Annotated in this window: 10 protein-coding genes; 4 read left to right on the top strand and 6 right to left on the bottom strand. The window is 40.0% G+C overall.

The annotated features are described in order from the left end of the window. Positions 1–27 precede the first annotated feature (27 nt). Positions 28–615: a YdcF family protein gene (locus AC2SLP_RS08980; RefSeq protein WP_486536336.1), complete on the bottom strand. Its 588-nt coding sequence runs from the start codon at positions 613–615 to the stop codon at positions 28–30. Positions 616–1,028: 413 nt separating this feature from the next. Between AC2SLP_RS08980 and AC2SLP_RS08975 the strand changes: the two genes are divergently transcribed. Further along, positions 1,029–1,943 carry a DMT family transporter gene (locus AC2SLP_RS08975; RefSeq protein WP_486536335.1) on the top strand — a complete coding sequence of 305 codons (915 nt, stop codon included), beginning with the start codon at positions 1,029–1,031 and terminating at the stop codon, positions 1,941–1,943. 108 nt (positions 1,944–2,051) lie between these two features. On the opposite strand, the gene AC2SLP_RS08970 is transcribed toward AC2SLP_RS08975, so the two are convergent. From AC2SLP_RS08970 to AC2SLP_RS08955, 4 genes are all read right to left on the bottom strand, one after another. Continuing rightward, on the bottom strand, positions 2,052–2,663 hold the full coding sequence (locus tag AC2SLP_RS08970) for a pseudouridine synthase (RefSeq protein ID WP_486536334.1): 612 nt from the start codon (positions 2,661–2,663) through the stop codon (positions 2,052–2,054). 72 nt (positions 2,664–2,735) lie between these two features. Further along, positions 2,736–3,266 (bottom strand): ion channel, encoded by a 531-nt coding sequence (locus tag AC2SLP_RS08965; protein WP_486536333.1) that lies wholly within the window; start codon positions 3,264–3,266, stop codon positions 2,736–2,738. Between the two features lie 85 nt (positions 3,267–3,351). Beyond that, positions 3,352–5,586 (bottom strand): NADP-dependent isocitrate dehydrogenase, encoded by a 2,235-nt coding sequence (locus tag AC2SLP_RS08960; RefSeq protein ID WP_486536332.1) that lies wholly within the window; start codon positions 5,584–5,586, stop codon positions 3,352–3,354. 559 nt (positions 5,587–6,145) lie between these two features. Beyond that, a complete protein-coding gene (locus AC2SLP_RS08955; RefSeq protein ID WP_486536331.1) occupies positions 6,146–8,365 on the bottom strand; it encodes an NADP-dependent isocitrate dehydrogenase in 2,220 nt (739 codons plus the stop codon). Between the two features lie 826 nt (positions 8,366–9,191). On the opposite strand from AC2SLP_RS08955, the gene AC2SLP_RS08950 reads away from it, so the two are divergent. The 3 genes from AC2SLP_RS08950 (at position 9,192) to glyA (ending at position 13,407) form a co-directional block, all read left to right on the top strand. Beyond that, positions 9,192–10,553: a GNAT family N-acetyltransferase gene (locus AC2SLP_RS08950; protein ID WP_486536330.1), complete on the top strand. Its 1,362-nt coding sequence runs from the start codon at positions 9,192–9,194 to the stop codon at positions 10,551–10,553. Positions 10,554–10,608: 55 nt separating this feature from the next. After that, positions 10,609–11,076: a chorismate--pyruvate lyase family protein gene (locus AC2SLP_RS08945; protein WP_486536329.1), complete on the top strand. Its 468-nt coding sequence runs from the start codon at positions 10,609–10,611 to the stop codon at positions 11,074–11,076. A 1,074-nt stretch (positions 11,077–12,150) separates the two neighbouring features. Continuing rightward, positions 12,151–13,407, top strand: a complete 1,257-nt coding sequence (glyA, locus tag AC2SLP_RS08940) for a serine hydroxymethyltransferase (RefSeq protein ID WP_486536328.1) — start codon at positions 12,151–12,153, stop codon at positions 13,405–13,407. A gap of 211 nt (positions 13,408–13,618) precedes the next feature. Here glyA and gltS read toward each other — a convergent pair whose 3' ends face one another. Next, positions 13,619–14,893: a sodium/glutamate symporter gene (gene gltS, locus AC2SLP_RS08935; RefSeq protein WP_486536327.1), complete on the bottom strand. Its 1,275-nt coding sequence runs from the start codon at positions 14,891–14,893 to the stop codon at positions 13,619–13,621. Between the last annotated feature and the right edge of the window lie 102 nt (positions 14,894–14,995).

Below are 14,995 nucleotides of genomic sequence, written 5' to 3'. Positions count from 1 at the left end.
ATAATATAAGTTTTAATGTAATGTAATCTAGTTTTTGCCTCCCATCTTGCCTAACGAGTAGTAAAACGTCTCATATAGTAGCGATTTGAGTTTTGGAATAAGTGATCGATACATTGAGGTGGTGGTTGGTGAGGGCTGACAGACCATGCCTTGTTGACTGGCTAACGCTATGGAGCGTTTCATATGCAGTGGGTCTGAGACAAGTAAACACGTCTCTAAATGGTGTGCCTGCATGATGCTATGTGCTTCAATCAGGTTCTCAAAAGTATATTTAGATTTGTCTTCAACGAATATGATAGCCTCTGGCAGACCTAACCTGATTAGATATCGTCTAGCGATTTGGCTGTCTGCCTCATTTGCATTATTGCCAAATCCACCGGTTAAAATTAATTTATCTACTTTGTTTGTCTCATATAAATATTTACCATGGTTAAGCCGTTCTTTAAATATAGGCGACGGTTGACCATCTGCCGTGCCCGCACCTAGTACTATTGCAACATCCGACTTAGCTTCGCTATAAGTCGTTGAATACTGATATATCGTATAGGCATTGATAGTAAAAAAGCTGACGTTAATCAGTAATAAAACAAGACCTAAGTACTTTAAAACACGCAACGTTATAACCTTAGTTTTTTAAATTTCAATAGCAGTCGATGCAGTCAAAGAGCCATAAGCTGAGATTAATATCTTAAAGATTATCCAATTTTTAAGTAAATGTAATGAAAATTATGAACAATTACTGTGATTTATGTTTTAACTATGAGATAAGTGCAAGCTAATAAATTCAAGTAAGCAAGCTCCTAGCTTCGAGACGTTATATGAAGAGTTAATAAAAAGTAAGGTCTATACTTTATCAGTTATTTATTTAGACTGGCATAACTAGAGCGCTCATAACCAAAGTGCTTAGAAAAACTACTTAGACTATAAGGACATTATTTAGATAATTAGGTATCATCCCACCTCCTAAGTAGACATCCTTATAAGTGTCTGATTCCATTTCATAGCTTGATTATCATTAGACCCACATTATGTCTTATCATCAGCCTGTACAGGGCGCATTTTGGATGGTTGCAGCAGGCTTTATGTTTGCCATCATCAATACCACCTTACAATATCTCGGTATAAATTATGGTTTAGGCTCTGGCGCCGCGGTGTTATTACAATACGGTATAGCGTTATTATTGTTCTTACCGCTCATGCGTACAGGATCGATTCGTTCTGCAGTCAAATCAGACTTTCGTCTGCTGCACGTGATACGGGTAGGTTTTTCAGTTATTGGTATTCAGCTATGGACGTGGGCGCTTGCCTACCCTGTACCTATTTGGCAAGGCATTGCGCTGCTCATGGTATCGCCTTTGTTTGCTACAGTAGGCTCTGGCCTTATCTTGCGTGAATCTGTGAGTCTGGTGAGATGGGTTGCGACTTTGGTGGGTTTTATCGGCGCAATGTTGGTATTACAGCCATGGTCGGATGAATTTATGTGGGCAAGCTTAATGCCAGTGGCTGCTGCTTTTTTCTGGGCCAGTGCGTCGCTTATGACTAAGTTTACAGTGAGCCGAGACACGCCAACGACTATTGTTTTTTATCTTTTAGCATTGATGTTACCATTTAATATTTTATTTGGCTTACCTAGTTTTGATATACCAAGTGATTGGCAAGTTTGGGGGTTATTGATACTTATTGGCGGTTTGACCGCATTTGCGCAGTGGTCTATTGCTAAAGCTTATTCGGTGGCTGATGCGTCCTTTGTGCAGCCTTTTGATCATATCAAACTCCCACTCAATGTATTGGCAGGATTTATCGTCTTTGGCTGGGTGCCACCAGGTATGCTTTGGGTAGGTTCAGCACTCATTATCGCATCAGTGGTATTTGTCACCCATTACGAACGCCGTCAAAATCCAGTCAAGGTAATATGGGAAGAAACATATAAAGAAGACGGTTAGGCACTGTAAAACGAATAGGAACTGACTCAATAACTCGTATCTCAAATCCTATAATAGCAGTGGCTATGGGCTGTTTTAGGGTTTTTAAGCTTTATGACACTGCAAAATTTAACTAATACCTAATTGCTTTAATCGTTCGGCATTTAAATGTATGCGTACAAACTCCCCAACCTTCAAATCACCAAGCTCAAAGCCTGCCATTGACCAACGAATCAGACGCAGGCAGGGTAGTCCGGCATGAGCCGTCATCCGTCGAACTTGGCGGTTTTTACCTTCATATATAGTCATTATTAGCCAAGAGTCGGGCACACTTTTGCGTTCACGTATCGGTGGATCACGTTGCCAAAGCGGCATGGGTAACTCATCTTCACTGATATGAGCTATCTCAGCAGGTAAGGTTTTGCCATCTTTTAAAATGACACCTTTACGAAGGTCATCCAACTGCTCTTGTGAAGGAACCCCTTCTACTTGCACCAAATAAGTTTTGCTTTGCTTGCGTCCAGCATTGGCTTTGGGCGGATGAGTAATCGCTTTGTTTACTCGACCATCTGCCGTTAGTAGTAATAATCCTTCACTGGTCGCATCCAGACGTCCCGCTACTCGCAACGACTTATCACTGAAAAACTTAGCAAGGGGAGTATATTTATTATTCGCATCATCACTAAATTGGCTTTGAACACCATAAGGTTTGTTAAATAGAATGAGGCTTGTAGCTGACATAACATTGCTCTTAAATCGGGGGTTAACAATGAATACGAAATTAAACTGGGTTAGTCTTAATATCTCTTATATCTATTTTTCAGTACCACGATTAACACCACTGCCATCTGCTTTCCATTGAATAACAGACATGCTGGTAGAGGCCATAAGGCCTAATACCAAATAACCTACCAACGCGTGGATACTTGCCAAAATACGTCCAATACTTTGTGGATGAAAATCCCCATAGCCGGTAGAGGTAAAGGTAATAATGGAATAATAAAGACATAACCAAAAATCATGAGTGATGGGTCTACCATCTAGTGTGTTATCAATGATACCTATTTGCTGATACACACCTGAAAATGCCAGTAAAAATATGATGACATTAACAACGGATAATATAAGCTCTTTCCATAGATTGCCTTTATCAGCAAATATACGTTTTAAAGTACTGAACAAGGACCATAAAAATACACCACAAAATGGGAAGGTTAAGCAGACAATGACTATATCTCTTAGAAATTCATTAGGCAAAAAGCGGGCAAGACCATACCAAATAATGCCAATTGTTATAAAAAGGATTAGCGTCGCTCTGGCGTTGTTTAATTTTCCTAACATCATATAAAGCCTATTTTAAAAACCCCACCGGTTAGGTATTAACCAATGAGGTATTTTGACACATTAAGTGCTATTGTAGCCAAATTTTTTATAGTGAGTCTAATGCGTTATTAAAGGTTGTACTAGGGCGCATAACTTGTCTCATCTTGTCATCATCAGGTAAGTAGTAGCCGCTGAGATCAACGGGTTGACCTTGTACATCATTGAGCTCTTGTACTATTTGCGTCTCATTGTCTGCGAGCATCTGTGCAAATGGCTTAAACCGCGCTTTTAGATCGCTATCTTCATCTTGATTCGCCAATTCCTGTGCCCAGTACAAGGCCAAATAAAAGTGGCTACCTCGGTTGTCAAGCTCGCCTACTTTTCGAGAAGGCGACTTATTATTTAGTAGTAGTTTCTCAGTCGCCTCACTTAGTGTGTCCGCTAGTATTTGAGCTTTGGGATTGGACTCATCTCCATTCTTACCACTATGCCAAGCTTCATGCTCTAGTGATACTGATAAAGCAAGAAACTCTCCTAAAGAATCCCAGCGCAAATGATTTTCTTCCAACACTTGTTGAACATGCTTAGGAGCAGAACCACCTGCACCAGTTTCAAATAGACCACCGCCATTCATTAATGGTACGATTGAGAGCATCTTAGCACTGGTACCAAGCTCTAAAATTGGAAATAGGTCAGTTAGATAGTCGCGTAATACATTACCCGTTACCGAAATAGTATCTTTACCCGCTTTTAGACGCTCAAGGGTGAAGCGCGTTGCGTCTTTTATGGACATGATGCGAATATCTAGACCTTCTGTATCATGATCTTTGAGATAATGCGTCACTTTTGAAATTAAAGCAGCATGATGTGGACGATTTTTGTCTAGCCAAAATATGGCTGGCATGCCACTGGCTTTGGCGCGAGTGACTGCAAGCTTAACCCAGTCTTTGACTGGTTCATCTTTAACTCGGTTCATACGCCAGATGTCATCTTGCTGAACGGCGTGTTCTGTTAATACATTGCCATCATCATCAAGTACCTGCACTTTACCAGCGCTTGGCATTTGAAAGGTTGTATTATGTGAGCCATACTCTTCTGCTTTTTGCGCCATTAGACCAACGTTAGGTACTGTACCCATTGTCGTAGGGTCAAAAGCGCCATGCTCTTTACAAAATTTGATCGTCTCTTCGTATAAGTCGGCATAGCTACTATCAGGGATGACCGCTTTGGTATCATGAAGCTCACCATCTGGTCCCCACATCTTACCGCCATTTCGTATCATTGCAGGCATGGACGCATCAACAATAACGTCGCTTGGAACGTGTAAATTCGTAATGCCTTTGTCTGAATCTACCATAGCAAGCGGTGGGTTTTTGTCATTTATTTTTTGAATGTCTGCTTCAATTTCTTGACGTTTGGCATCGGGTAGCTCTTGTATTTTAGACAGCAATTGTGCAAATCCATTATTGACATTGACGCCAATCTCATCAAAAGTCTCACCATGTTTCTCAAATAGATCTTTGAAATAAACTCTGACAGCTTCCCCAAAGATAATAGGGTCAGATACCTTCATCATGGTCGCTTTCATATGAATTGAGAATAAGACGCCTTGATCTTTAGCATCCTGTACTTGTTCGGCCAAAAAGTTCTTTAAGATGCTATAGCACAGTATTGAAGTATCAATTAGTTCACCTTCTTTTAAAGGAGCAGGGCCTTTAAGTTCAGTAACGTTATTCACGTCATCTCTAAAGATAATACGGTAGTTGGTGGGCTTTTCAATAACAAGTGATTTCTCATCATCAGCAAAATCACAAAAGCTCATGGTTGATACGTGCGACTTAGAGTCAGGCGACCACTCTTTCATAGAATGCGGGTTTGATCTGGCATAAGCTTTAACGGCTTTGGGTGCCCGTCTATCAGAGTTACCTTCACGTAATACAGGGTTAACGGCACTGCCTTTTACTTTATCAAAACGTGCACGTATGTCTTTTTCTTCTTCGGTTTGAGGATCATCAGGAAAGTCTGGAAGGGCATACCCTTTATCTTGAAGCTCTTTTATGGCTTTTTTTAATTGATGGATAGAGGCACTGATGTTCGGGAGTTTAATAATATTGGCTTCAGGTTTTAAAACCAGCTCACCAAGCGCTTCAAGGGCGTTAGGAACTTGTTGCGACTCATCCAAATAGTCAGGAAACAAAGCTAAGATGCGACTTGCCAATGAGATGTCACTCACTTCGATGTTGATACCAGCAGTCTTAGTAAAGGCTTGTACAATAGGTAGAAAAGATTGGGTAGCAAGTGCGGGTGCTTCATCTGTTTTGGTATATACAATTTTTGACATAATAATCGTGTTCCTTTGATATTTATAATTGAATGGTTATAACTTGACTTAATTGTTTAGAAATTTACAGTGATTAATAGATAAAATGAGTAAAAGATAGCGCGATTGATATAAGTTGGGTTGATTGACTTATTGAGTTTACAGCTTATTGATTATTAGGCTATTTATGAGGCTATGAAGATGATATGAATTTCTAATTCTTATGCATTGTTGTTTTAATTTTTTGGTTTTATAAAATTAATAGTCTAAGCATACTAAAAGATTGAATTTGAAATCAGTTTAAGAATCGTATCTACTACTTATCGTTATGTAGCTAATCGTGTCTTGCTTTTTATTACAGGCTCATATTAAAGCTAGATTTATTTTAAAGATAGAATCTTGGTTATGTCATAAAAAACACCCCAAGCGTATGAACGCTTAGGGTGTTTATAACTTTATCGAGTTTTCGATCACTATGGCTATTTAATCTGTATCTTTTATCAATAAACTGACTCGCTTTAGACACAGGCTAGATTTACAGCATTAATATAAGCCAGTGTTGTAGACAGATTAAGCCCTCTTAAAGCGAGGCAAGAGCTTTATTAAACGTCTCACTTGGCCGCATAACTTCTTTAGCAGTCTCTTCATCAGCTAGATAATAGCCTTTAAGATCCACAGATTTGCCTTGAACCTCATTAAGCTCTTGCATAATGGTTTGTTCATTGCTAGCTAATTGTTCTGCTAGTGGCGCAAATTCAGCTTTAAGCTCACTGTCTTGATCTTGATTAGCAAGCTCTTGTGCCCAGTAAAGTGCAAGGTAGAAGTGGCTGCCACGGTTGTCTATTTCCCCAGTCTTACGTGACGGTGACTTATCTTCTATCAATAGCTTTTCAATGGCTTCTTCAAGGGTACTGGCTAACACTTTCGCTTTTGGATTACCCTGATTCTTTGATAAATGTTCTAATGATTCAGTCAATGCCATGAACTCGCCTAGAGAATCCCAGCGTAAATGGTTCTCCTCAAGTAGCTGTTGAACATGCTTAGGCGCAGAACCGCCAGCACCTGTTTCAAACAATCCGCCACCTTTCATTAATGGCACCACAGACAGCATTTTTGCACTGGTACCCAGCTCTAGAATAGGGAACAGGTCAGTAAGATAATCACGTAAGATATTACCCGTTACTGAAATGGTATCCAGACCGCGAGAGACGCGCTCAAGGGTATAACGCATAGCGCGCACTTGAGACATGATATAAATGCGCAGACCTTCAGTATCATGATCTTTTAGATAAGTCTCTACTTTTTGAGTAAGCTCTCTTTCATGAGGTCTGTAAGGATCTAACCAGAATACTGCTGGCATATCTGATTCACGAGCGCGAGTCACGGCAAGCTTTACCCAGTCCTGAATCGGCTCATCTTTTACCTGACACATACGCCAGATGTCGCCTTTCTCAACTGCTTGCTCCATCAGCACTTCATCTGTATCGTTATCTACAATACGGGCGATACCTGAGTCGCTAGATTCAAAGGTCTTATCATGTGAGCCGTATTCTTCTGCTTTTTTGGCCATTAAGCCAACGTTTGGCACTGTACCCATAGTGGTCGGGTCAAAGTTACCGTGCCACTTACAGAAGTTAATCATTTCTTGATAGATACGAGCAAAGGTAGACTCTGGCATAACGGCTTTACAATCATATAACTTACCATCAGCACCCCACATTTTACCACCGTTACGAATCATCGCTGGCATTGAAGCATCAACAATCACGTCGTTAGGAGAGTGGAAGTTGGTAATCCCTTTTGACGAATCGACCATCGCTAAGCGAGGACGATGCTCTTGACACGCGTGTAAGTCATAAGTGATTTCATCTTGCATAGACGCGGGTAGCTCTTTGATTTTATCGTATAAGTCCGCCATACCGTTATTAACATTGATGCCTAACTTTTCAAAAGTTTCACCATGCTTCTCAAAAGCTTCTTTGTAATAAATACGAACTGCATGACCAAAGACGATAGGATGAGATACCTTCATCATGGTTGCTTTTACATGCAAAGAGAACAAAATTCCCGCTTCACGGCAGTCTTCCATTTCCTCTTCATAGAACTTGAGCAATGATTTTTTGCTCATAAACATAAGATCTATAATTTCTTTATCTTCTAAAGCAATCTCTGGCTTTAAAACATTGGTCGTACCATCTTCTAATAGCAGCTCCATACGCACATTGCGAGATTTGTCTAAAGTTATGGACTGTTCGCCGTGATAGAAGTCACCTTGATGCATGTGAGAGACATGCGTACTTGACCACTGCTTCCATTCACCCATCGAATGAGGATGTTTACGGGCGTAGTTTTTAACCGCTTTTGGTGCGCGGCGATCTGAGTTACCTTCACGTAATACGGGGTTTACTGCACTACCAAGTGCTTTACCATAACGCTTAAGTATTTGTTTTTCTTCTTCGGTTTGGGGATCTTCAGGAAAGTCAGGAAGGGCATAGCCTTTACTTTGAAGCTCCTCAATAGCAGCTTTTAATTGGCCAACAGATGCACTGATATTGGGAAGTTTGATAATATTGGTATTGGGATCTTGCGTCAGACGACCCAGCTTTGCTAAGTCATCAGACACCTTTTGGTCATCAGTAAGATAATCTGGAAACTCTGCCAGTATTCGCGCTGCAACAGATATGTCGCTGGTTTCAACTGAAATACCTGCGGTTTTACTAAAAGCTTCTACAATTGGTAAAAAAGATAACGTGGCCAGCGCTGGCGCTTCATCGGTCTTTGTATATATAATTTTTTGCATTATAGTATTCGATTCCTTTAGTTTGTTGTTAATTGAAACTGCTTAAAATAATCAATGGGTGTTGTCACAACATTAAGCATACGATATTGTCATATGAATAGGCTCAACCGTTTGACTATTATCAAAACGCACTAGATGCTTGAACACTTAAACATAATATAACCTATTGATAATCTGATATAAGTTGAACAATAGATGCAATATTAAAGCCAAGACCTTTTAACCCTAATTTACATCGTGCTTTTTTTTGTTTTTCGACTATTCATTATGATTGTTCGTGATGATTGTTAATGATGACTATAAAGCGATTAATATTAGATAATGTATATTGGGAGTACGCCTTAAACATAAACTTTATAAGTTATTTCTATATTAATAAAGTGTAATAGAAATAGAGTGTACAAGTATACTATTATTAAACGCTATCTATGTATAACAATTATAATAAACATAATACGCTAACCATAGCGCTTGAACCTATATTCTACCAGTGATTAACATAGATATCATCTTTGGAGCCACGCATACTTAAGTATAAATTTTTAAAGGGTAAAGCATGTATTTTTTATTAGTAAATAAGTTTGGTTAGATTTTCTGCTTTGATCAGGCTTGATTAAGAATATTGAGATAAGAATATTGAGATAAGAATGTTAGGTTCAAGTTGAACTATTATTCAAGAATTTGCATGGCCGTATATGGATGATTGTATTTGTATGGCTATTTTTGAATGACTTTATTTGAATGACTTTATTTGCAAATAATGACAGAATCAACGATAAAATTTGATACGCTAGACGACTAATATAATTAAAATAAATCTTAATCTATGACCTATACCTACGCTATCGTACAAGAAACAACTTGGCAGTCTAAAGCCAATTGGCAACAGCCAGACACTCCATTTATGTCCTTTGAATACTGGCAAGCCTTAAGAGATACACATGCTATAGGGCAGCAGTCTGGATGGGTGCCGTTGTATATTCTAATTTACAAATCTGACCACGTTAATAAAAATGACATGAGTCTAAATGATAACAGCCGTAAACAGAGTATTGGCGATAAAGAGAGCAGTAGCCTTAAACAGAGCATTAATTATGTTAATTCTGAGCAGTCTAATGATGAGACTAATAACTCGTCGCTCATTGCTGCAATGCCCTTATTTATTAAAGGGCATCATCAAGGTGAATATGTGTTTGATCATGCATGGGCAGAAGCGTATGCGCGTTATGGGGTGAATTATTACCCAAGACTGGTCACCAGTGTTCCTTATACGCCAGTATCTGGTGCAAGATTTTGGTTGATACAAGATCAACCACTCACGGTAGAGATTTGTAAAACCGCGATTGCAGCGATAGATGATGTTGCCAACCAAATAGAAGCTTCAAGCTGGCATGGGCTGTTCATTAGTGAAAAGCAAATGGATACTTTGTCAGATTTACCCAGTCCTTTTTATAACCATCAGAATCTTGAACGTCAAGGATGTCAGTTTTTATGGCAAAATCAAAAATTAAAACATGATTCAGAGGTTGATACTGAAGTATTTAAAGACTTCGATGACTTTTTGAGTACCCTCACGGCCAAAAAGCGAAAAAACATACGAGCAGAGCGAAAAAAAATAGCCAAACAGAATCTAAGGTGCCAAATTAAAACAGGCGCACATATTACTAAGCAAGATTGGGAGGTATTTTACAAATGCTATGCCATGACTTATGCCATTAGAGGGCGTCACCCATATTTGATACCTGAGTTTTTTGAACAAATCTCCCAAACCATGGCGCCAAACTTGATGTTGGCTCAAGCCATCGATAATAATGACGATATTGTCGCGAATAGTTTGTTTTTTTATGATGATATCAATCAAGAGGACGCTACTTTATACGGTAGATATTGGGGCGCTTTAGATGACTATGATAGCTTGCATTTCGAGCTGTGTTATTACCAAGGGATTGAGTTTGCAATTGCACAAGGGCTTAAGTATTTTGATCCTGGTACTCAAGGCGAGCACAAATTAATAAGAGGGTTTGTACCGCATAGAACCTATTCATTGCACCGTATATATGATACGCAATTTGAGCCTGCCATAGCTGAGTTTTGTCAGCAAGATCGAGACTATATGTTCACGTATCGCCGGCAAGCGCATGAAGCATTGCCATTTAATATCTCAAATATGCCATTATTTCAAGGCTGATATCCCAAGACCAATCATTAACAGCCACTTAAAAAAACACAAATAAGGTTAATAAATGGCACAAGCGCTACCTCAACAAGCCAAGTTTTGGCTACAGTCATCTGGATCATTAACTGCCTTACTCGAAGCCAAAGCAGGGCAGCCTCTAAAGGTAAAACCTATATATGAGGGATATCAGCCATTGACCTTAGCGCAAAAGAAACAGCTGGGATATACAGGCTATCAGCTTAATCGACCAGTCATGGCTTGGATAAGAGAAACTTGCTTATATGGTAATGAGCAGCAGGAATGGGTTGCTGCCCAAAGCATATTTCCACTTTATAGTTTAAAAGGGGATGCAAAACGACTTAAAAGCTTGCGCGGGACGCCCATCGGCTATGTCTTGTTTAAACGACGCAACAAACTGCCACAAACGCGCAGTATCAAGCTTACTAAAAATGGCTGGAGGCGACAAACTCTATACAATTGGCAAGATAGGCCACTTGTCATCAGTGAAACTTTTCTGGAAAGTTTTTTTGATTAGAAGTAATTATGGCACTAAAATCAGCAATAGATGGTTTGGGGTGGATATTTAATACAGTTATTGAACCTTTAGCACTTAACAATGAATTAATATTATGGGCAGTATAGAATTGCTTAATTAGGACTGTTGATAGCTATAGTCAAAGAACTTTAAAGTAGTCACAAGGCAACCGAGTGCAAGTACTACTAGGGTAGGCTTAGCGAGGTTAACACCGTGACTCTTTATAAGTTCGCCGACTATACCAATTAATCCAAGCTGTGTTCCAAACTAGGCGTAAACCGCTGATAATGCCCGAAGCGTATTGGACCTTAGCTAGGTTTACAACAACGTTTGGGGCAATTTTAGCATCAGCCTTGAGAACGGTTCTCGAGCAAAGCACTGCTTTGCCCGTTCGCAAGGCGAGAGCTATGCTCGAGAGGGGGCAGGGCTATTTTTTGCCAATATATCGCGACATTCAATAATTAACGGTTCTAACTTAGAACGACTCAGCTGCGAAAATTACCCTGCATAGCATATTGCCTAAAAAATAGCCTCTGCCAGTTCCATGAATCAATTATATACAGCCCCTAATCATCGAAACCTAAATATTCATCATCTTATTGCGGGTTATTTGTCTTTAGACTTTAAAATTTCATGTTAAACTTACTATCTAATTCCAAACGACACATTGCAAACTAACTTATTACAAGCTAACTAATTACAAACTAACTAATTACAAACTAACTAATTGCAAACGGACGGCATGTATAGTCGAATAAGACTAAAAAGAAGTCTAAAATAGTTACAAGGCAACCGAGTACTAGTACCATTCATGTAGGCCAAGTTCATATACATATAGGCCAAGTTCATATAGGCTGAGCTCATGTATGCGTATCATGGTTAACACCGTAACCGTTTAGTAATTCGCTGACTATAAACAAGATACATGTGGCATAACACTGCTTAAATCGCTTAGCGTATTGAGTGCCGTTAATTTTAGCTATCGAATTTTGATAAATAAGTTGGCTTAGTTTGGTTCTGCATCCGTTTTACATCGTTAACAACGTTTAAAAAAAGACTTTATAGGACAATACTATGTTTAAAGATATTAGCATTAAAGATTACGATCCAGAATTACATGACGCTATGCAGTCAGAAACCAAGCGTCAAGAGAGCCATATTGAGTTAATCGCTTCTGAAAACTATTGCTCACCAGCAGTTATGGAAGCTCAAGGTTCAGATTTAACCAACAAATATGCGGAAGGCTATCCTGGTAAGCGCTATTATGGCGGTTGTGAGTATGTCGATATCGTTGAGCAGTTAGCCATTGACCGCGCAAAAGAATTATTTGGTGCAGAGTACGCTAACGTACAGCCCCATGCCGGTAGCCAAGCCAACGCTGCAGTATTTTTAGCCCTGCTTGATGCAGGTGACACGGTACTGGGTATGAGCTTAGACGCTGGTGGTCACTTAACTCATGGCGCACACGTGAACTTCTCAGGCATCAACTACAATGCGGTTCAATATGGCTTAGTCGAAGAAACCGGTCTAATCGACTATGATGAAGTTGAGCGTTTGGCAAAAGAGCACAAACCAAAAATGATTATTGCCGGCTTCTCTGCCTATTCGCAAGTAGTGGATTGGCAGCGTTTCCGTGATATCGCAGACCAAGTAGGTGCATATTTCTTTGTCGATATGGCGCATGTCGCAGGTCTAGTAGCGGCAGGTGTGTATCCAAGCCCAGTTCCTTTTGCTGATGTGGTAACGACCACCACTCACAAAACCTTGCGTGGCCCACGTTCAGGTCTAATCTTATCTCGTGATGACAAATTAGCTAAGAAGCTAAATTCGGCTGTATTCCCAGGTAACCAAGGTGGCCCATTGATGCACGCCATCGCTGCAAAAGCGGTTTGCTTTAAAGAAGCCTTGCAAGATGACTTTAAAACTTATCAGCATCAAGTGGTTAAAAATGCTCAAGCGATGGCGAAAGTTATCCAACAGCGCGGTTATGACATCATCTCTGGGGGTACTGAAAACCATCTAATGCTAATAAGTTTAGTGAAGCAAGAGATGACGGGTAAAGAAGCAGACAAATGGTTGGGTGATGCAGGTATTACTGTTAACAAAAACGCCGTACCAAATGACCCTAAATCACCGTTTGTGACTTCTGGTATTCGTATTGGTACGCCAGCCATTACCACGCGCGGCTTTAACGAAGAACAATCTAGCGAGTTAGCCGGCTGGATTTGTAATGTTTTAGACAGCCGTGGTGATGAAAAAGTAATCGCTGAGACGCGTGAGAAAGTACAGAAAATCTGTGCAGAATTGCCAGTTTATGAAAGCAATCAGTAATTAGCGTTGTTGCTTTTATGCGTTAGATTGCCTTGTATGCATTAGATTGACTTGTATGCGTTGGGTTGCTTTGTATGCATTAGATTGTATAAACGCTTGATAAAAAAACCGCTTAGCTTATGGCTAGGCGGTTTTTGTTTTAAAGCTTATTGTAGATATGAACTATAAAATCAAAGCGCCTTAATTTTATTAAGCGCTTTGACGCTACCAACTACATAAATGGTAAGTTCACAAATATTTGTAGTACGGTGGCATTGACGATATCCACAAAGAATGCGCCAACCATAGGCACAATCAAAAAGGCTTTAGGTGATGGCAGATAACGGTCCGTTACGGCTTGCATATTAGCAATCGCAGTTGGGGTCGCGCCCATACCAAACCCGCAGTGTCCTGCAGACAATACGGCGGCATCATAGTCTTTACCCATAATTCTAAAAGTCAGTAGATAAACGTATAGAATCATGATCAGCGTTTGTACGATTAGGATAATAAGTACAGGGCCTGCCAAATCGGTTAGCTGCCATAGTTTTAGTGATAATAAAGCCATGGCTAAGAATAAGCTCAAAGAAGCATTACCGATCACATCAATGGCACGATCAAACATGTTGAAGTCAAAAACTAAAGTCAATACGTTACGGATAATAACGCCGCCAGCCAGCGCCCAAACGAAAGTCGGCAAATCAAACCAAGTGCCATCACCTAGCAAGGTCATAACATCTGCGAATGCTAATGCTGCTGCAAACAAGGCCAACGATTCAATAGTAGAAGAAGCGGTAATAAGACGTATGTTGTCTGGTTTTTCAAATATCTCTTTATTTCTGTGTGCATCCTCTTCATTATGCTTTGTGCTATAAAGGGATTGCTGTCCAGCAAGGCGCTCAGTTTCACTAGGGTTAAGATTTACTGGCGCAGGCTCAACGCCTAATTTATTAATAAGACGGCGAGCAACTGGGCCACCAATAACGCCACCTGCAACAAGGCCATAGGTCGCCACTGCGATACCTAATGTGGTGGCGCCCGCCACGCCATACTGCTCTTCCAAAGTGATACCCCACGCCCCTGCAGTACCATGCCCGCCAGTTAAGGCGATAGAGCCAGTAACCAAACCTAATAAAGGATCAAGTCCCAGCAATGAGGCCATAGAAACACCAACAATGTCTTGCACGACGATGAATGAAGAAACTACAGCGGTGAATATCAATAAAGGCGTACCCCCAGCCTTTAATCGTCCAAAGTCAGCACTGAGTCCAATAGAGGCAAAGAACATTAACATACAAGCTGTCTGTAGCTCTTGCTGAAAGTTAAAACTATAGCCCCAGATTAGATTGAGGACATAAACAATCACCGCAGCAACTAGACCACCCGCAACGGGTTCTGGGATGTTGAAGTCCTCTAAAAACTTTATTCTTTTTACTAAAAAACGTCCTAATAATAAGACCAAAGTGGCTAATATAAGGGTGTAATAGCCATTCAAAGTAACATCCATAAGTCGATCCTTATTACATATATTTTCTATTTTTTATACGTGTTACCACATGAAGATTAAAAATATGGATTATTATAGTTTAATAATTAACGATAAGTCGTC

Source organism: Psychrobacter sp. CX21 (genome assembly GCF_057396255.1).
Note: the sequence above shows the minus strand (reverse complement) of the source record. Positions and strands in the feature narration are given on the sequence as shown.